This is a genomic window from Ferdinandcohnia sp. SAFN-114 (assembly GCF_059415045.1).
Genome location: NZ_JBPFDQ010000038.1, coordinates 1 through 18,315, shown reverse-complemented (window position 1 = coordinate 18,315; position 18,315 = coordinate 1). Strand labels below are relative to the sequence as shown.

17 protein-coding genes are annotated in these 18,315 nt (G+C 34.3%); 13 read left to right on the top strand and 4 right to left on the bottom strand.

Annotated elements, in window-relative coordinates:
* Positions 1-469 precede the first annotated feature (469 nt).
* From ACR65M_RS13565 to ACR65M_RS13550, 4 genes are all read right to left on the bottom strand, one after another.
* Positions 470-1,084: a PH domain-containing protein gene (locus ACR65M_RS13565; protein ID WP_440273570.1), complete on the bottom strand. Its 615-nt coding sequence runs from the start codon at positions 1,082-1,084 to the stop codon at positions 470-472.
* A 227-nt stretch (positions 1,085-1,311) separates the two neighbouring features.
* Positions 1,312-2,415: a GerAB/ArcD/ProY family transporter gene (locus ACR65M_RS13560; protein ID WP_440273569.1), complete on the bottom strand. Its 1,104-nt coding sequence runs from the start codon at positions 2,413-2,415 to the stop codon at positions 1,312-1,314.
* Between the two features lie 26 nt (positions 2,416-2,441).
* On the bottom strand, positions 2,442-3,530 hold the full coding sequence (locus tag ACR65M_RS13555) for a Ger(x)C family spore germination protein (RefSeq protein WP_440273568.1): 1,089 nt from the start codon (positions 3,528-3,530) through the stop codon (positions 2,442-2,444).
* Positions 3,531-3,559: 29 nt separating this feature from the next.
* Positions 3,560-5,083 carry a spore germination protein gene (locus ACR65M_RS13550; protein WP_121447820.1) on the bottom strand — a complete coding sequence of 508 codons (1,524 nt, stop codon included), beginning with the start codon at positions 5,081-5,083 and terminating at the stop codon, positions 3,560-3,562.
* Positions 5,084-5,273: 190 nt separating this feature from the next.
* On the opposite strand from ACR65M_RS13550, the gene ACR65M_RS13545 reads away from it, so the two are divergent.
* The 13 genes from ACR65M_RS13545 to ACR65M_RS13485 all read left to right on the top strand — a co-directional run bounded on the left by ACR65M_RS13545 (position 5,274) and on the right by ACR65M_RS13485 (position 18,220).
* Positions 5,274-6,062: a hypothetical protein gene (locus tag ACR65M_RS13545; RefSeq protein WP_121447821.1), complete on the top strand. Its 789-nt coding sequence runs from the start codon at positions 5,274-5,276 to the stop codon at positions 6,060-6,062.
* Positions 6,063-6,069: 7 nt separating this feature from the next.
* On the top strand, positions 6,070-6,537 hold the full coding sequence (locus ACR65M_RS13540; RefSeq protein ID WP_440273567.1) for a hypothetical protein: 468 nt from the start codon (positions 6,070-6,072) through the stop codon (positions 6,535-6,537).
* A gap of 322 nt (positions 6,538-6,859) precedes the next feature.
* Entirely contained in the window at positions 6,860-8,230 is a 1,371-nt protein-coding gene (gene rlmD / locus ACR65M_RS13535) for a 23S rRNA (uracil(1939)-C(5))-methyltransferase RlmD (protein WP_440273592.1), read from the top strand.
* A gap of 480 nt (positions 8,231-8,710) precedes the next feature.
* Complete coding sequence (locus tag ACR65M_RS13530) at positions 8,711-9,139, top strand: hypothetical protein (RefSeq protein ID WP_440273566.1); 429 nt, start codon at positions 8,711-8,713, stop codon at positions 9,137-9,139.
* Between the two features lie 346 nt (positions 9,140-9,485).
* Positions 9,486-10,445 carry an ABC transporter ATP-binding protein gene (locus ACR65M_RS13525; protein ID WP_095314253.1) on the top strand — a complete coding sequence of 320 codons (960 nt, stop codon included), beginning with the start codon at positions 9,486-9,488 and terminating at the stop codon, positions 10,443-10,445.
* Entirely contained in the window at positions 10,442-11,197 is a 756-nt protein-coding gene (locus ACR65M_RS13520; protein ID WP_120076016.1) for an ABC transporter permease, read from the top strand. The genes ACR65M_RS13525 and ACR65M_RS13520 overlap by 4 nt, the downstream gene beginning before the upstream one ends.
* Before the next feature lie 70 nt (positions 11,198-11,267).
* Positions 11,268-12,011 (top strand): MerR family transcriptional regulator, encoded by a 744-nt coding sequence (locus ACR65M_RS13515; RefSeq protein ID WP_120076018.1) that lies wholly within the window; start codon positions 11,268-11,270, stop codon positions 12,009-12,011.
* A 168-nt stretch (positions 12,012-12,179) separates the two neighbouring features.
* Complete coding sequence (locus ACR65M_RS13510; protein WP_440273565.1) at positions 12,180-13,487, top strand: ISL3 family transposase; 1,308 nt, start codon at positions 12,180-12,182, stop codon at positions 13,485-13,487.
* A 15-nt stretch (positions 13,488-13,502) separates the two neighbouring features.
* Complete coding sequence (locus ACR65M_RS13505) at positions 13,503-14,306, top strand: SIR2 family protein (protein ID WP_440273591.1); 804 nt, start codon at positions 13,503-13,505, stop codon at positions 14,304-14,306.
* Positions 14,299-16,020, top strand: coding sequence for an ATP-binding protein (locus tag ACR65M_RS13500; protein ID WP_368653036.1), 1,722 nt, complete (start codon positions 14,299-14,301; stop codon positions 16,018-16,020). The genes ACR65M_RS13505 and ACR65M_RS13500 overlap by 8 nt, the downstream gene beginning before the upstream one ends.
* A 194-nt stretch (positions 16,021-16,214) precedes the next feature.
* Positions 16,215-16,949: a hypothetical protein gene (locus ACR65M_RS13495; protein WP_368653035.1), complete on the top strand. Its 735-nt coding sequence runs from the start codon at positions 16,215-16,217 to the stop codon at positions 16,947-16,949.
* Between the two features lie 209 nt (positions 16,950-17,158).
* Positions 17,159-17,314, top strand: a complete 156-nt coding sequence (locus ACR65M_RS13490; RefSeq protein ID WP_440273564.1) for a hypothetical protein — start codon at positions 17,159-17,161, stop codon at positions 17,312-17,314.
* Positions 17,315-17,317: 3 nt separating this feature from the next.
* Positions 17,318-18,220, top strand: coding sequence for a DNA cytosine methyltransferase (locus ACR65M_RS13485; protein WP_440273590.1), 903 nt, complete (start codon positions 17,318-17,320; stop codon positions 18,218-18,220).
* The last annotated feature ends 95 nt before the right edge of the window (positions 18,221-18,315 follow it).

Genomic DNA, 18,315 nt, shown 5'->3' with positions numbered 1-18,315 from the left:
ACACCAGGACGTCCATCGCGCAAAGTCCTTCATAAGCATGATGAAGTCCCGAACGCATCGTCGTCCATTGCTCAAAGTCTTTCATAAGCTGGATGAAGTCCCGAACTACATGGCGTCCATCGCGCAAAGTCCTTCATAAGCGTGATGAAGTCCCGAACGCATCGTCGTCCATTGCTCAAAGTCTTTCATAAGCTGGATGAAGTCCCGAACACCAGGACGTCCATCGCTCAAAGTCCTTCATAAGCGGTATGAAGTCCCGAACGCGCTGGCAGCCATCACCGAAAGTCCTTCATAAGTGGTATGAAGTCCCGAACACCCCGGCAGCCGTCATCCAAAGTCCTTCATAAACTTAATGGCTCCCCCGACCAAACATAGCATGTAGAATCTAGTAAAGGTCTACATCTCTGCCATAGATCAAATTACAAAAAACAAAGACGGCATCATCACAATTCGGATGCCGTCTTTTCTATTAGTTATTAATATACTTTTCGAAAACATCACCAAAGTCTTTCCTGAGGTACTGATCCCGTGCTGACGATAGCCAAGAGAAGCCGTATTCGGTTAATTGCTTGTATTCCTCAGCAAGCTGGATTTCTGATGGTCGGGAGTTGTGCAATACTGTTACCGCTTTGTCCAAGCTATTGATCGCCATATCATACATAATATTATTTTCATGAATAACTTCAGAAATATAAACGAGTGCTTTGTATAAATCATTTAATTTATCGATCTGTCTTTTATCCACATCAATACTAAAAGCTTGATTACCTAAGTTGAATTTTATTTCGATATCTAAATCAACTCTACCAGCTGTTTCGAGAAAAACATTTGTGATTTTATGTTGTGAATACGGGTAGCGTTTTAGCATCCGTTTCGATGAAACGGCATTCGCACCATCAACATGGATGAAAGCGGTGTTTGTGAAGCAATACTCATCGGCTTTTGTCTTAATCAAGAAGTAAATCTTTTCATTATCCTCATGTCTAATGTAATCATCTGCGTCTGTTTTGTCATAATCCTCTGGACCAATAATTTTTCCGATATCCGATAAACCTAAAGCATCAGCTGCGAATTTTTTTAACATAATAACTTCCCCTCCATACGAAAACATTCCACTCCAAACTCATTATATCGCGTTTGTGATAGGAGTATAACCCTAAATTTCTAAAAAATGGTACTCTTGACGACCCCATTGCCTAAAAACTTAATAAGGGGGCAACTAAACTTTCTTGAAAGTTTTGAATCTAAAACTGGTAAATAAAGACCAATAGAAGATTGAGTTTTCTTGATCCATACACTTGCTAAAGAAACTCAACCTTGCTTTTGCTTTTTTATGAACTGGCGAATCAGACTGATGATAAATAGCAGCGGGATATAGCAAAACAATATAGTAGTACCACTAATCAATACCATTTTTTGTATGAGTTGAGTGTAATAGATATCAATAAGTTCGCTATTTACAAAAAGATACAAAGCTAGTAATAAAAGCAGAATAGTAGTTGGCTTTAGTTTTGGAAGAGTAACTTTTATAGAACGAACAGCTGACCAAAGATATAAACATATAACTGGCATAATCACTAAGAGCCAGGTGAATATAAAGATAAACTCAAAGCGTTCCAAAAAAGGAAACTGTATGATTTTTATCATTGTCAAGGTTGGCCATGTTAAGTGCTGAATTTTTCCTTGTGCAAAAAACATAAACGAGACAAGCGTTATAAACACAGTTATGATTGTTGTAAACAATAAGCCAAAATGCCCCCATTTGCTTGCCTTTTTTCCGTTTTTTATGAATGGAAAATATATAAGAGCTGTTTCAAACCCTATAAATAAAGGGATAGCTGCTTTGATCGAAATAAAATGGTCTTTTAAACTATGGTCAAATAGTGGTTGGAGGTAAGACACCTCCAAAAAGCCAACAATATAAAAAAAGGAAACTAATAAGAAAATTGGTATCACGACACCCCAAAATGCAACTCCAGTAATAACTCGAAATCCCCCTGAGACCAGATAAAAAGCGAGACAACAAAGCAGAAGAGCATACTCCCAACTAGGAATCCCTTCAAAAACCCATACTTGGAGAAGGTCAATATAACCATACACAACGGCTATTCCGGCTAGAGAAAAATAGCATGCCAACAATAAATTTAACACGCCTCCTAGTTTCTTTCCCAGTAGGTCTTTATGAAAAGAAAGAATATCACCTGAGGGAGACTGTTTTAAAATATATAGCATCATATAGAACAAAAGGTGAAGGCTTAAACCTAAAGCTAAAATGGACATCCATGCTTCACTACCAGCCCCTTTACTTACATTTCCTTGATATCTTAATAAAGCAATCCCAATTTGAGAGGAGTGGATTAAAAAAAACAGGAAATAAGGCGAGACTTGTTTATTTTCGTTAATCTGACTGTTCATAATTGACCATCCTAGTCTTGTCTAGCCTAGCCCTGAAGGCCAGAATGTATGATTTCTAAGTTCATCTTAATATTGATAGGTAGCGTAGGATATTGCTCATAAAAGGATGTTTTTTCCCAATCTCGATCCTTGGATCGAACTATATTTCCAATACCTAGCGGATCTACACCGGTTTCTTTGAACTTATTTAAGAGTTCCTCGATATCTTCTTGTACATTTTTTTTAATTATACCTTTAATCATTTCAAGATCTTGTGGATTTTCTAAGTTGAAACGGTCCGGATGATGTGTAATCGTCCATGTGAGTTTTAAAGAAAGATTTAATTGCTGCTTATCTTTTACCCATTCCCACTTCCTTTTATTTCGAAACCCTTGAATCACAATGACTTCCTTCAGATCATTTTCGTCAAGGACAATTTCATATATGGCTTGTGTTCGATAATCCTCTAAAATCGAAAAAGTGAAGGTTTCTTGCTCATCCAAGTGAAGTTTGAGCTTATCATTTTTAAAAATACCAACTCGATCAACCTGTATCTTATCGTTCTCGTCAATCGTTATCATTGGTACATACGGATCCATTCCTTCTCCATAGTAATGGTTTAAAAAAACATGCAGGTTCATCTTTGGAAGTTGTTGTCCTGTCATGTTTTGTTTGATTTGATCAGCTAGCGTCAGGTCTCCTTTTTTTAGGGAGTTAAGTGTTTCCTTGGCACTGTGGGTAGAAACGGCAATTTGTACATTGGTCGCAATTTCAGGTGTCAAAAGAAGTCGTTCTACTACATCGTTAACACCAGTTTTTGCATAATCATTACCGAACACTATAACCCTAATTTTGGATAAGGCTACTGGGGTACTTGTATGTGTTGACATTTTAGGTCTTAATAGCGCAACTGCATCTGTTTTCTCTTCTAAATAATGAATTTTATCGCTCGCCTTGCTCTTGGTATATTCAGGATACAAGGCAGTTCCAACCATATTCCCGTTATCGTCTAAATCAAAACCAAATACATGTATAATACTCAACTTATCAACAATCTTAGTTCTTGCACATCCTACTAGGCATCCGATACAAACAAATATAATAACAAGTATTCTACCTTTTCTCCGTTTACCCATATAATCTCTGCTTTCTTTGTTAGAAAATTTTATTCTGAGTTCAGTCCATCTTCTGAATCTTGGGATGGGGCTGGAGTATATCGTTTGTTACTTAATGGTCTATAGTACGATGGACGTTTCTTAAGATTTACGAAACTAGGCCTTATGAAAGAACCAAGTGCCCACCCTTTACGGTAGGGATAAAGTGGAATCATATAAGGAACCCCTAATGACTTGAGTCGAGACAAATGTCCGATAATAAAAAGTAACCCTACATAAATACCTAAACCACCCCAAATGGCAGCTAGTATAATAAAAGGATATCTTAACATTCTTACAGCAGTTGACATTTTATATATTGGCGTTGTAAAAGAAGCTAAGGCTGAGAGTGCAACAATGATCAACAAAATGGTACTGGTAAGTGCTGCTTCAACAGTTGCCTGTCCGATTACAATTCCTCCGACTATTCCAAGTGTCTGTCCAATTTTTGTGGGCAAACGAGCTCCAGCTTCCCTGAGAAGATCAATTGTTACTTCTAGGAATAAAACTTCAATAACAGGTGGAAAGGGAACGTTGGCTCTTGAGTTAATGATAGGACCAAGCAAATCCTTTGGTATAACCTCAAAATGGAATGTTAAAATCGCAACATAAAAGGATGTTGCAAACATAGAAAAAAGCATTCCAAAAATCCGTATTAATTTAAAAAAAGATGCAATTAAAGAAGGTAGATAAAAATCCTCTGGATTTGAGAAAAAATCCATGAGATTTACGGGTCCTATTACCGCATAGGAGGATTTATCGGTAATCAGGACTACTTGTCCTAATAAAAGCGATCCCACAGTCCGATCTATTCTTTCTGTTGTTACAAATAATGGAAATGGTGATGAGGAATGATCGGAAATCAATTGTTCCAGCTGAGTATTGTCAAACACCGCATCTACATCAAGGTTATGTAACCTTTGTTTTGCAGTATTTACAAACTCAAGATTCGTAACACCATCTATGTAAGCAATGACAACCTTTGTTTGTGTCCTTGTACCAACAACTAATTCATCAAAAATAAGATCTGGTGAATGAAGATGCTCTCTTAGCATATGGAGATTTGTCCCAATATCTTCAATAAATCCAACCTTTGGCCCTATCACACTAAATTCATTTTGTGTGTCATTTGTTTCCCGTTGACCAAGTCTTGCGTTCCCAATCTTAAGTAGAGCAAACTCATCCATTTGATTTTTGATATAAACCACTGTTGCACCTTCATGAAGTGCCTTTTCAATTTCCTTTGGATCCTTCGAAACTACCATATCCTCAATTGGGATAATATTTTTCAAATCTGATACTTTTTCTACAACAGAAATATTTTCTTTTAAATTCTGTAAAAGGGACTGTTGTAGTATTTTAGAATCAACTAACGTTTTAAAAAAACTTAATGAAATGTTATCATTTTTCTCAATAGGTGTGATTGTTGTAAAATCACTCGACTTTTTTGCTTTGTTTAATACTTCCTCAATGGTTTTTTCCTCAGTTTCGTAACTGTTAACAGCTTGCATGAAATCCTTCTTTTTCCAGAACATACCTCCACCTAACCCTATAAATAGTTACAATTAGTATTTAACAACAAAGAAGGAAGTATTCACCATCTATGATTGTCTTTCTACTAAATCTATCTTCATTTTTATATATTTCGATTCAGGTTGGGGAAGATTACCTCTTATACTGGCTTTATAAAATTGGAACAAGCGGATGGAGGCAAACCTACACGTCATGAACAATTACACGAATGACAATTCGGCAAGACGTTATATTGCAAATGTCAGTATATTTGGTACATCAATCATTCATTTGAGGAACCCATATATTATTGCTTGGTGGTCGGCGGCTTTTCCGGGGTTTGGCCATTTGCTATTAGACAAATATCATCGTGGATACCTGCTAATTATTTGGGAAGTTATTGTAAATATTAATGCTAACGTAAACCTTGCAATGATTCACTCATTTCATGGAAATATAGAAATGGCCAAGAACATCTTGGACACGAAATGGCTCCTTATGTACATACCTGTCTACATTTTTGGGATTTGGGACAGCTACCGATCAACAATTGATCTTAATAATATGTATATACTTGCCGACCATGAAAACCATCGATTTAACACTTTTAGCATGGGGGCTGCTGGTATCAACTATTTGGATAAAAGAAATCCAATCCTAGTTATTATATGGTCATTGTTCATGCCAGGGTTAGGTCACCTCTATAATCATAAGACGATTACGGCTTTCTTTCTTATTATTTGCTGTGTAATCTTTTTTTACTTTTCACATGCTCTAGAAGCTGTCTCTCTATTGTTCTTAGGTAAAGTAAACGAAGCTACAAAAGTTTTAGATCCAGAGTGGTTCTTGTTTTTACCGTCAGTTTTTGGTTTTGCTATTTATGATTCATACATTAATGCAGTTGAAAATAACAAGTTATACGAAAGGGATCAACGGAATTTCTTAAGAGATAATTACCAATCAAGTCAATTTCAAGTTCTCAAAGGACAAAAAGTGAAGTGATAAATGAATGCAGGTATTTGCAACGTTTAAAAATAATGATTATTTAGAGATTGCCATCGTGGAGATAGAAAAAAAGGGGATAAAGAGCGAAAATATTTTTGCGGTTCCGCTTGATAATCCAAAAGAAGACGTAAGACTATTTGATACATTGAAAAAATCGGATGGCACGACTCTTTTTGATGTTGGGGCGGCACTTGCTACGGCGTTTGCTGTAATTGGTGCAAGCCTTGGATTTAACCTGACTTGGGGGCCAATTTATTGGGGATTAATTGGTGCAGTAATTGGATTTATGATCGGCTTTGCAATCAGACTATATGTAGAGAATGTATTTAAAAAGAAAAAGAGGTCACAAAAAGGTAAAATTGCTGAAACCATCCTTATCATCGATTGTGATGAATCACAAGCAAAGAAAATAGAAGATATTCTATGGGAGTACCATGCCTTAGGTGTTGCAATAGTAAAGGGAAATATATAAAATCCTACTTATCAACGAAAACCTGTCCTTTTGAAGAACAGGTTATTTTGTTTTTGAGAAGAAGGCCAGAGGCACTTTTGCTATTCTAATAGGAGGGACTCCAGCTTGAAAATGGCAGAATGTTAATACTTTCTAGGGGTGTAGGAATTCCAAATTTATGAGTTCTGCTTTATACTGGGTTAGTATGTTGTAAAAAAGGATAGAAATGGACTATACTTATATTTCTTCAGAGACTGAAAACGACAAGATATAGTAACTTGAATATAGATAAAAAGGTTTACCGAGGGAGGAACAATAATTGGCAGTAACGAAACCAGAAACGATGATTGTTGATATAAAAAGCTTAGATGAAAAAGGTTCAGGACGGGGAGTCGTGTGGCGTGAAAATGAGCACGGTAATAAAAAAAAGCTAAAACTCACGATTCCGCAAACCTTAATTGGTGAGCAGGTTCGTGTAACGGTTGACCAGCCTGACCGTAAACGAAGAAAAGCGATCGCTGAGGAAATCCTAACAGAAAATGATCAACGTCTTGCACCACCATGCCCCCATTTTGAAAAATGCGGTGGCTGTGTATGGCAGCACTGGGATTATAAAGGACAGCTTCAGTACAAAACAGATTATGTGAAGCGACAAGTTGAATCACAAGGTTTCAATCCGGAACTAGTAAAAGATACAATCGGAATGGATGAGCCATGGCATTACCGTAATAAGATGGAATTTACCTTTTCACCTGAAGGATCACTAGGTTTACATGAACAAGGCAACTTTCGAAAGATCATTTCACTTGAAACTTGCCTAATTGCAGGTGAAAAAATGGTGGAAGGTGCTATGGAAGTAGCACAGTGGGCAAAAGACCATCAGCTACCTGGCTATAACAAAGATCAGCATGAAGGACTTCTACGCCATCTTATGGTGAGGCAATCATTTGCTACTGGTGAAATCATGCTTGCTCTTTTTGCAACTGAGGCGCCAAAAGGCAAACTTAAAAATGCCACAGAAGATTTAGTGAAACGTATCGAAGAAAAATTCCCAGAAGTAAAAAGCTTACTTTGGCTTGAAAATACAGACTGGGCAGACCGCACTCAATCAGAAGAAACACATGTATTAGCGGGACGTGATTTCATTTATGAGGAAATGGACGGATATCGTTTCCGTGTCTGGTTTGATACCTTCTTCCAAACAAACCCAACGCAAGCTCAAAAATTAGTAGACCTAGCTGTCGAAATGGGGGAACCGAAGAAAACAGAAAAAATGATTGATCTTTTCTGTGGTGTTGGAACATTTTCTCTTCCATTTGCCAGTCGTGTTGAAAAACTTGCAGGTATTGAAATTGTGGAAAGCTCAATTGAGTCTGCAAAACGCAATGCAATGGATAATGGTTTATCAAACACGTATTTCTTAGCTAAGGACGCAAGAAAAGGAATTGATGAAGTGCTTGAGAGTTTTGGTCGACCAGAGTTACTTTTACTTGATCCTCCACGCTCAGGTGCTGGTGGTAAAGTAATGAGAAGGATTGGTCGCTCACAACCAGAAAGAATTGTCTATGTTTCTTGTAACCCAGAGACTTTTGCAACGGATATTAAAGAACTTGAGCCTTTTGGATACACCTTAAAAATGGTTCAACCAGTGGACCTATTCCCACATACTGTGCATGTGGAGTGTGTATCGTTGCTACAAAGAGAAACTATATAGAAATCCTTAGTTTTAAACACTTTTACAAGTATTTCGTGTTTGTAGGAGAAGGTGAAAAAACGAGAAATAAAGTACTGAAAAACCACATTACCGTTTCAGTGGTAATTGATCTGGGGTGTGGGAACACAATAGAAAAAGTATAAAACTATTATTTGATAGTTCATATTTAATAGTAGCTCTTTTAACGGTGATTGTAGGATAAGAAAATTTACAGTCGCCGTTTACTTGTTAAAAAATCAATGGGATGTTTATCAGCTTAGATTTTTAACTTGGTTATTAAATATAACGAAATTATTTGTTAACCTAGAATAGAATGGTTAAAAATTCGTTTACAATACCACTTATAATATAAAAAGTTTAAGATTAAAATGTTTCATATATAAATTATGACTATGTGATATGTTGATGGGAATATTTAGTACTCCTATTGTAAGAGTGATATAATTACTATAGACTATTAGTCTTCTAGGAGGAACAATATTGAAAAAAATCTTTTTTTCCAATGTAAATACAATCGCTTATGATGAAAAAGGTGTATATGTAGATGGTAAGATATTATCTGAAGAAGATAAAGAAGAGAACGAAAGCAATGAAGACTGCGCAAATAGATTAATGCGTAATACTTATCAAAATATTTTAGCTAAACAATATGAAAATATAGTTGTTTTGACAGGTGCAGGTAGCTCATATAATATTGGTAAAACTAATCAAGGCAAATTAATGACTGGATTATGGAATGAAGTGAAAGAAGCGCTTTCTTATCAGAAGATAAAAGAATTTGCTTATCAAATAAACTTTTTAGATGTGTCCGAGGAAAATACTAATTTAGAGGATTTTATTTCACATGCCGATTTATACCAAAAAATTTTGGGTATTCGGATTATAGTGTTGAAAAACCCTATTAAATAAATTAATGTTCATAGCACTGTAAATCGGATAATAGTGTGTAAAATCATAAATTGTATGTAATATCTTTTTCTGTATCCATCAAACTGATTAACCTTTAATGTAGTTTTCGTTTTGAACCTTTTAACTATCGAATCATAATTGTATTAATAATATTTACAAATTTAAAGAACCACGTCCAAGTTTTCACTTGGGCGTTTTTACGCTGGGCGAGAAATTCAGTTTTCCTTTCTACAACTCCGTTAAGTTCATTCCAATTCGACTTTTATAAAAAGAATACTTGATGGTTGACTCTCCTCTAAGAGGATAGTTTATAGTTCCTTTTGTAATAAATGAAGGAGGGAACAATATGTATGACCATTTTGAAATAGTTTTAAACGCTGTTAGCAAAACATTTGGCAAAAAGGCAGCCTTAAATAATGTGTCTCTTAAAGTGAAAAAAGGTTCTATCTTCGGACTAATTGGTCCAAATGGTGCAGGAAAATCTACTTTGACGAGTATATTAGCTACTTTATCCTTGCCAAATGAGGGTACTGTCAAAATTTCGGATTTAGACGTTGTTTCAAAGGTGAATGAGGTTCGAAAAAAAGTTGGAGTCACATTCCAACAAACAACTGTATTTTCGACTGGAACAGCTTGGGAAAACATATTGATTGCAGGAAAAATGTATGGCATCAGAACTTCAAAAATAATGGAACGAGGAGAACACCTGTTAAAGGAATTTGATTTGTTCCAAGTATCCAACGATTTGGTTGGTACTTACTCAGGTGGAATGAAAAGAAAATTGGATATTGCAATAAGTTTGCTTCATAAACCTGAAGTTCTTTTACTGGATGAACCTACAGCTGGATTAGACCCAGAGTCAAGAATTACCTTTTGGAAAATAATTACAAAAATTTCTCAAGATGAAGGAACGACAATTTTTGTAACAACACACTATTTAGAGGAAATTCATCACCTAGCAACTGAAATTGCATTGATCAACAATGGAAAGATACTTGATATTGGGACGCCAAAAGAATTGATCAATAAACTTGCGGCTGATCAAATTGAAATCCACTATCACAAATTAGATTTGGCCAGCATTTATAAAATCGAAGAATATATTTCTGACCTAAAAGAGGTCGTTAGCCACGAAATAAAACCAACAGCATTAACAATTATAACGAGTCATGGACAACAAATATTATCTGAATTATTGAGATACTTAATTCAAAGTAATGTCGAAATTGAATTTAGTGAACTGAAACAGGCAACGTTAAATGACGTTTATTTAATAAACTTTAATGAGAAAGGAGCAGAACAATGAATAACATAACATTCGTTTTGTTATTATCAAAAAAGAGGCTAACACCGCTAATTAAAAATCCAATAGCAATTATCATTTCAATGTTCCAACCATTGATTTTCCTAGTGCTGTTTGGAACGATATTTTCAAGCATATCTTCCGTTAGTGGATTTGAAGAATCCAATTATGTATCGTATATTTTACCGGGAATTCTGATCATGAATGCTTTATTTGGCGGAATATATTTAGGAATGAGTACTTTAGATGATATGAGAGAAGGAATATTTAACCGATATTTAATCGCCCCGAAGAATAACTTAATTTTCATCATTGGTGATTTAGTCTACATTTTCACTTTTCAATTGATCCAATCCACTTTGCTAGTGATTATTGGCTATTTTATGGGATTCAGACTTCCAATGGGAATCGTTTCACCAATTCTTTTTCTTGCTACACCAGCATTATTTTCGTGTCTAATCGGATCTATTTCAATTGGAATTGCCGTTCTAACCAAAAAGCACTCAACGATGATCACTGTCATGCAGTTTTTCTCTTTCCCATTGATTTTTTTGTCTTCTGCCTTTATGCCAAGCAATTTATTACCAAAGTATATAAGTATCCTCTCAAAAGTAAATCCAGTTGACTGGGTAGTTAGAGCATCACAATCTACTTTCAACCATTCTCCCGCAATTAACTACTATTTACTGATTGTTTCATGTCTTGTTATGGCTGTTTTCTTTTGTAAATTCACGTATGATGTTCAAAGAAAATAGTGAAATAAATGTGTTGACTCTTACCTTAGAGGATACTTTAGTATAAAGAGCATTGAAAGGAGGAGAAGAAATGTATACCGTTCATGAAGTTGCAAAACTAGCTCATACCACAGTAAAGACATTACACCATTACCACAAAATAGGTCTTTTGATTCCGGAGCAGACGACAGAAGCCGGATATCGCCTATATGGAAAAAAAGATTTAGAACGATTACAGCAAATACTTTTTTATAAAGAGTTGGATTTTCCTCTCAAGGAAATAAAACAATTATTAGATGGTGAAATCAACAGGGAAAATACGTTGATTCAACAAAAATATTTACTAGAACAAAAAATTGATCGATTTAAAGGACTAATCAGGACGATCAATTCCTCTATTAAAAATACCAAAGAAGGAGTCGATATAGATATGGAAACCATGTTTAAAGGTTTTGAAACTGAAGACGAATGGCAAGAAGCCTTAAAAGACCAAAACGAACATTTGAAAGAAGAATATGATTTTGACTTAAATCAGACAATTGATGTAGAATCGATGAACGACTCTGCCATGGAAGCACAGTCATTTAATGAAGATATGATTCATTTCTTACAAGAAGGTTTCTCTCCAAATGATTCAAAAGTTTTGGATCGTGTAAAAGAACATTTATCCTTTTTAGAAAAAAAAGGTCATCCATCAACGCCGCAAGACTTTCTAAATCAGACTGAGTTTTTCATCGTTGACGACTTTCATAGAAATATGCTTGAGCAATGGCAAGTGGGTTACACTTACTTTCTAAATAAAGTAGCAGCTAGTTATATGGCAAATATTAAATAGAACCAATACCAAATAATATAAATAATAATGGTATCCTTTTTTAAAATGTTTGATTCCCTTCCACCTAGTTGACCAAAGATATGAAATCAAAGGGCTGTTTCGGCAGCTCTTTTTGAATTTCTTTCTATTCATATTGGTAAAAATGAAGTGTCCTGAAAGGAAAGTAAAATGTTAACAAATATAATTAATCTACCAAACTTAAAGATTCTCGATATGAAGGAGAGTGAATATGATTATAGATTCCTAGTAGAGTCTACTACTCCATCTCCATCACATTGTCCTAAATGTGGGGCAATTCCTAACCTGTACAAACATGGTAAAAAGGAACAACTATTCTTTGATCTACCGATGCACACTAAACGTGTAGGGTTAATTATCAAACGGCAGCGTTATAAGTGCCGTGAATGCAATGAAACATTTTTTGAAGATTTACCAGATATGGATGTCAAACGTTCTGTTACTAATAGACTTTTAATTTGGATTCAAGAAACCAGTCTTGAAAAGACATTTACCAGTGTTGCAGACGAAATAGGCGTTGACGAAAAAACTGTACGAAATATCTTTAATGATTATGTAGCTAAATGGCTTGGTATAGATGAAGTCCATTTACTCAAAAACTATCGTTGTGTCATCACAGACGTTGAAAACAAGTCTGTAATTGACATTTTACGAAAACGTAATAAAGATACGGTTATCAGTCACCTTTCAAATCTCCAAGATATTGATAAAATTGAACTCGTAGCAATGGATATGTGGAATCCATATAAAAGTGCTGTTAATACGGTGATACCACATGCAAAAATCGTAATTGATAAGTTCCATGTTGTTAAATTAGCCAATGAAGCGTTAGAAAAAATACGAAAAGCTAACCGTCAAAATGTGTCAGCCAAAGAACGCAGACAACTTATGAGAGATCGTTATGTTCTTCTTACAAGACGAGATGATTTAAATGATTTCGATGATCAAATAAAGTTGCAAGTATGGACTGATAAGTTCCCTTTACTTGGTCAAGCATACGAACTTAAAGAGCAGTTCTTTGACATTTATGAAGCTAAATCAATTAAGGAAGGCTACAAACTGTACCAAAACTGGCTTTCAAATGTTCCTAAAGAGTTAATGACTTATTTTGAAGACCTGATTAAGTCTATGAATAATTGGGAAGAAGAGATATTCAACTATTTCAATTCTCCCATTACAAACGCCTATACGGAGTCCTTGAATCGTTTGATTAAGACAATGAACCATATTGGCCGTGGTTATTCTTTTGAAGCTCTTAGAGCAAAAATATTGTTTACACAAGGTTATCGTAAAGTAAAAAAGAAAAAGAAATTCAAAGAAGTTGAAGCTACTTTCGGAAAATTGTTACCTGATCAATTCCCAAATTGGGGTCAAATAGGCTATGAATGGGTCTATGAAGAAATCTATGGTGCTGACTTTTCCACACTAACTAAAGCAATGGAGGAGGGTTATTTTTAACCCTCTTTCTACACTATTTTCCGATTACCCAAAATTTCTACGTCTGATAATAAAATTACTTCTACAATTAATGAAATAAAAAGTATTATTCGTAATAATTGTCATATTATTATTCCTGAAAATGCACCGCATCATGAATTTATAAAAAAACTTACCTCTCGAAAAACAAAGTATTCTAGAACTAAAATTTTCACTTTAAATTATGACACCCTTTTTGAACAAGCCGCTTCCGACAGGGGGTATATTATTATAGATGGTTTTTCATTTAGTTCACCAAGACAGTTTAATGGAGCATATTTTGATTATGACATCGTTTCACGTGCAAGTCATAAATTATTATCTGAAGAAAATTTTGTTTCTAATGTTATTCATTTATACAAGCCACATGGCTCAATTGATTGGGAAGAGAGTAATGGAAAGATATTCAAAACAAATAACACTAAAAAACCATTAATGATTTATCCTAGTTCAACTAAGTATGAGTCTTCCTATAGACAACCTTTTTTTGAAATGATGTCAAGGTTTCAACAGGAAACGAGAAGCAAGAATACCCTACTAATCATAATAGGATTTAGTTTTGGTGATGCCCACATTACAGCAATGATTAAAGAAGCTTTGAATGTGAATTTAAGTATTACAATGCTTATTGTCTCACCTGATGTTCATGAAGAAAAAGATCAGTATAAATTCTTCAAAGAAAAAGCTGAAAAGTCAGGAAACATTAATTTAATTAATGAAACATTTGAGAGTTTTGTAAAATACTATCCATTATCTGATGTTTATGACCTCTCGGAAGAAAGGAGAATTGGAATTGACTAATAGTAATCCGTTTGATAACAAATATTTTCTTGGATATATTAATCATGTAAATCCCCAATATGTAAAAGTACATTTTCCTTCTTCAACTTTATTGAGCAAAACATTCTTTTCTGGTGAAGAATTTAATGGGGGATTAGTTGGTAACTTTGTAACAATAGAAGGAGAAAATCATGGTTTTATTGGGAAAATCTCTGAAATTGATTTACCGGAAAAAGAACGATTAGCACTTAGTGATAAATCTTTTAGAAGTTCAGATCTTCATCCAACTGCAAAAATAGAAATATTATTGTCTTTCGATTACTTTGAAAGTAATAAAGCTAATAATTCCTTCAATACATTTCCGAGCATAGGTTCAAAAGTTTATGTATGTTCAAGTTCATTCATTCAAAAATATGTTTTGAGATTTGGAGAAAAAGAAAAATCTGATAAAACTTTATTTTTAGATTTAGGACGCCTGACTTCCAATAAAGATACGAAAGTAGTTGTCTCTCAACAATCAGTGTTTAGTAGACACTGTGCCGTTGTTGGAACAACTGGTGGAGGTAAAAGTTGGACTATATCTAAATTACTTGAAGGTATTTCTAAAAACAGAACGAAAGCAATATTATTAGATCCTACTGGTGAGTACTCTACTTTATCTGAGTTGGATACTGTTGAATCATTAATATTAGGGGAAGACATACATTTTTCATATAAAAATCTCACTATTGAGGATTTATTTTTTTTGATTAAACCTTCTGAAAAAACTCAAGCACCTAAATTATTAGAAGCAATACGATCATTAAAATGTGTTAGAGTTTATAAAGAAAATCAAGAAGATCAGTATAATGATTATATAAAGGAATTTGTTAATACTGACCTATTAATAAAAAGTGGAAAAAACATAAAGAATTTCGAGAGGTTTGTGTATTTAAAATATAAAGAAATTGAAACAGGATATCTTGATTTTGATATAAGTAAATTAGAACATCAAATTCGTGAAGAATGTATTTGGGCTAATGATTGGGAAAATAAGGAATTGTTTGGTCGTATTAATGAACAGGATTTTGGATATTGTTTAAGTATGATTACTAGAATTGGTAACTTAATGAAGACAGATTTATTTAATTCTATATTCAATTTTGATAACTCATTAACATCTGATAGCTTAACTGATAGAATCAATTCATTTATTTCAAGTGATAGTACTTTGTTAAGAATAGGGTTTGAAAATATTGGATTTGAATTTCAGGCTAGAGAAATTGTAGCAAATGCAATAGGAAAATATTTACTTAACAAAGCTAGAGATAAGGTTTTTAAGGAAGATCCTATTGTTTTATTTATTGATGAAGCACATCAATTTCTTAATAATAGTATTGTTGATGACTATTTTGATACTAAGAATCTCTCTGCATTTGATCAAATTGCAAAAGAGAGTCGGAAATATGGCTTATTTCTCTGCCTAGCTACACAAATGCCAAGGGATATACCTTTAGGAACTTTAAGTCAAATGGGAACATTTTTAGTTCATAGATTAATAAATTACAACGACAAAGAAGCAGTAAGACAAGCGTGTTCATCCGCTAATGCTGCAATACTAGACTTTTTACCAGTTTTAGGTGAAGGTGAAGCTATTCTAACAGGTGTAGATTTTTCTATGCCACTTAGTATAAAAGTTAATCCACCTGTTATTCCACCTGATTCAAAAACTCCTGTATTCAGAAAGATGAGTTAATTGATATAGCTTTATCGACGGCTACTCCCCAAGAGTATTTGAAGTTAAAACATTTGTTCGATACTATTTTGACGATAATTAAAACGATTAAAATCAACAGATATTGCTGAATCTAGTCAAAGGAAACGAAAAAGAGCATGAGATATTGTTAAGGTAGTATGCTTAAGATTAGTAAAACATGGGAGATGAAAAATATGCAACAATTTAAACGTTTGGGTGGGGATAGAAGAGTAGGAAAGTTTACAGAATGGAATAAAAATGATGAAAATTATTGTATTTATTGCGGAGATGTTGCTGAAACAAGAGATCATGTTCCATCGAAAGCATTCATGATTGAACCTTATCCAGATAATTTGCCTACAATATCGGCTTGCGAACCATGTAATAATGGATTTTCTTTTGATGAATCTTATGTAGCATCCTATATTAATGTATTCAGAAGAAAGTTAGACCCAAGATTTTTCAATGAGAAAATAGATAAAGCATTAAAACGAGATAGAAAATTAAAAGAGTTATTGGATTCACAAATTAATACAGTAGAACAGGAAATTTATTATTCGTTTGATAAAGATAAATTTCAAAATATTATTATTAAATTAGCTAAAGGTCATGCAGGGTTTGAGTTTGATTATGTTGATGTCGATGGAGTAACTACTTTGTGGTATGATTGGAAATTTAATTTAAATGCAAAACAAATAGAAAGCTTTAACATGATTCCGTCTGTAGATATTATGCCAGAAGTAGGATCAAGGGTTTTTAATCGCATCGAATCGGGATTGAATTTTCAAAATGGTGAATCAAGCATCTATTTGAATTGGATAGATGTTCAAAAGGGAATCTATCGTTATCTTGTTTATTTTGATGAAGATCACAATATTAGTGTTAAAATATCTATTTGTGAGTTTCTGTTTTGTATAATAAGTTTTTAACATTAGTAATTCATGAAAAAATTGATGTTAGCTATTTATTTTTTAAAAGGTTCTTATGTAGATTAACTTTAAGAGTATCACCATGTTTGAAATTTTTATAAATAAAATATAATAATAATTTTTAACTTAATAAAACCTATTGTATTTAGACGTTCAATTAAAATGAGTGTCTTTTTTTATGCATGCAAATGGAGAATAGAAGGTGAAACATGATTGAACTAACTTTAGGAAGTTTATTTGATGGTATCGGTGTTTTTCCATTAGCTGCATCTCGTTATGGAATTATTCCTATATGGGCAAGTGAAGTAGAGAAAGCACCTATTTCTATTACAAAACGGCATTTCCCTAACATGCTCCATCTCTGAGATATTACAAAGATAGATGGTAGAGAAATTCCACCTGTTCATATCATTACCTTTGGTTCACCCTGTCAGAACTTATCCAATATCGGAAATCGAGAAGGTCTTACAGGAAGTCAATCTAGTTTGTTTTATCACGCTATACGAATTATTGAGGAAATGAGGTGTGCAACGAATGGAACATATCCAGTTATCGCTGTTTGGGAAAACGTCATGGGAGCTTTTTCATCAAATAACAGGCTGGATTTTAAAGCCGTACTGGAGTCGTTCACAAAAACCGATATTCCAATGCCTGCTTCTGGAGTCTGGGCAAATGCCGGAATGGTCCGAGGGAAGGATGTTGAGTTGTGCTGGCGCGTGTTGGATGCCCGATATTGGGGAAAGCCCACGCTCGCTCAAAGAAGAAGACGTATCTTCCTCGTGGCAGATTTTGGAGGAACACGTGCCAGAGAAATATTATTTAAAACCCGCCATCTGCAATCGGTTCTTACGTCTTGCGAAGAGGACAGGCTGTCCTCCACCAGCACTGGTCGAATATTTGCTCCAAAAACAAGGGGGAAAATACCCGTTGTCCGACCCTTTCAAGAAAGACGTATGCGAAGCACCGCAAAAGACAAAAATAAAACAGGCTTCCATGCAAGTTTTGGACGGACAAATGACCCTTTTCCCACTTTGCTCGCAGGTTCCGTAAACTATTTTTCATTTTGGTACGAAGGAGAAGAAAAAGAAGGGTTTATTCGTCAACTTACTCCATTGGAATGTGAACGTTTGATGGGATTACCAGAGGGATGGACAGCTCTAGGATATGAGGATGAGGTTATAAGTGATTATGCAAGATATAAGGCAATTGGAAATGCGATTGCGGTACCATGTGCGGCATATATTATGGCTGGTATTACAGAAGTTTTATAAATAAACAAACAAAGGTATGTGAACTGACCTAGCCAAATGAGACATATATAAAACACCTATCCATATTAAATTTAACACTTTTTCATTAATTTGAT

What these genes read in the sequence shown, in the direction of transcription:
- ACR65M_RS13565 (WP_440273570.1), bottom strand. Translation starts at nt 1,084, where the DNA reads ATGTTAAAAAAATTCGCAGCTGATGCTTTAGGTTTATCGGATATCGGA.
- ACR65M_RS13560 (WP_440273569.1), bottom strand. Translation starts at nt 2,415, where the DNA reads ATGAACAGTCAGATTAACGAAAATAAACAAGTCTCGCCTTATTTCCTG.
- ACR65M_RS13555 (WP_440273568.1), bottom strand. Translation starts at nt 3,530, where the DNA reads ATGGGTAAACGGAGAAAAGGTAGAATACTTGTTATTATATTTGTTTGT.
- ACR65M_RS13550 (WP_121447820.1), bottom strand. Translation starts at nt 5,083, where the DNA reads ATGTTCTGGAAAAAGAAGGATTTCATGCAAGCTGTTAACAGTTACGAA.
- ACR65M_RS13545 (WP_121447821.1), top strand. Translation starts at nt 5,274, where the DNA reads ATGAACAATTACACGAATGACAATTCGGCAAGACGTTATATTGCAAAT.
- ACR65M_RS13540 (WP_440273567.1), top strand. Translation starts at nt 6,070, where the DNA reads ATGCAGGTATTTGCAACGTTTAAAAATAATGATTATTTAGAGATTGCC.
- rlmD (WP_440273592.1), top strand. Translation starts at nt 6,860, where the DNA reads ATGATTGTTGATATAAAAAGCTTAGATGAAAAAGGTTCAGGACGGGGA.
- ACR65M_RS13525 (WP_095314253.1), top strand. Translation starts at nt 9,486, where the DNA reads ATGTATGACCATTTTGAAATAGTTTTAAACGCTGTTAGCAAAACATTT.
- ACR65M_RS13520 (WP_120076016.1), top strand. Translation starts at nt 10,442, where the DNA reads ATGAATAACATAACATTCGTTTTGTTATTATCAAAAAAGAGGCTAACA.
- ACR65M_RS13515 (WP_120076018.1), top strand. Translation starts at nt 11,268, where the DNA reads ATGTATACCGTTCATGAAGTTGCAAAACTAGCTCATACCACAGTAAAG.
- ACR65M_RS13510 (WP_440273565.1), top strand. Translation starts at nt 12,180, where the DNA reads ATGTTAACAAATATAATTAATCTACCAAACTTAAAGATTCTCGATATG.
- ACR65M_RS13495 (WP_368653035.1), top strand. Translation starts at nt 16,215, where the DNA reads ATGCAACAATTTAAACGTTTGGGTGGGGATAGAAGAGTAGGAAAGTTT.
- ACR65M_RS13490 (WP_440273564.1), top strand. Translation starts at nt 17,159, where the DNA reads ATGATTGAACTAACTTTAGGAAGTTTATTTGATGGTATCGGTGTTTTT.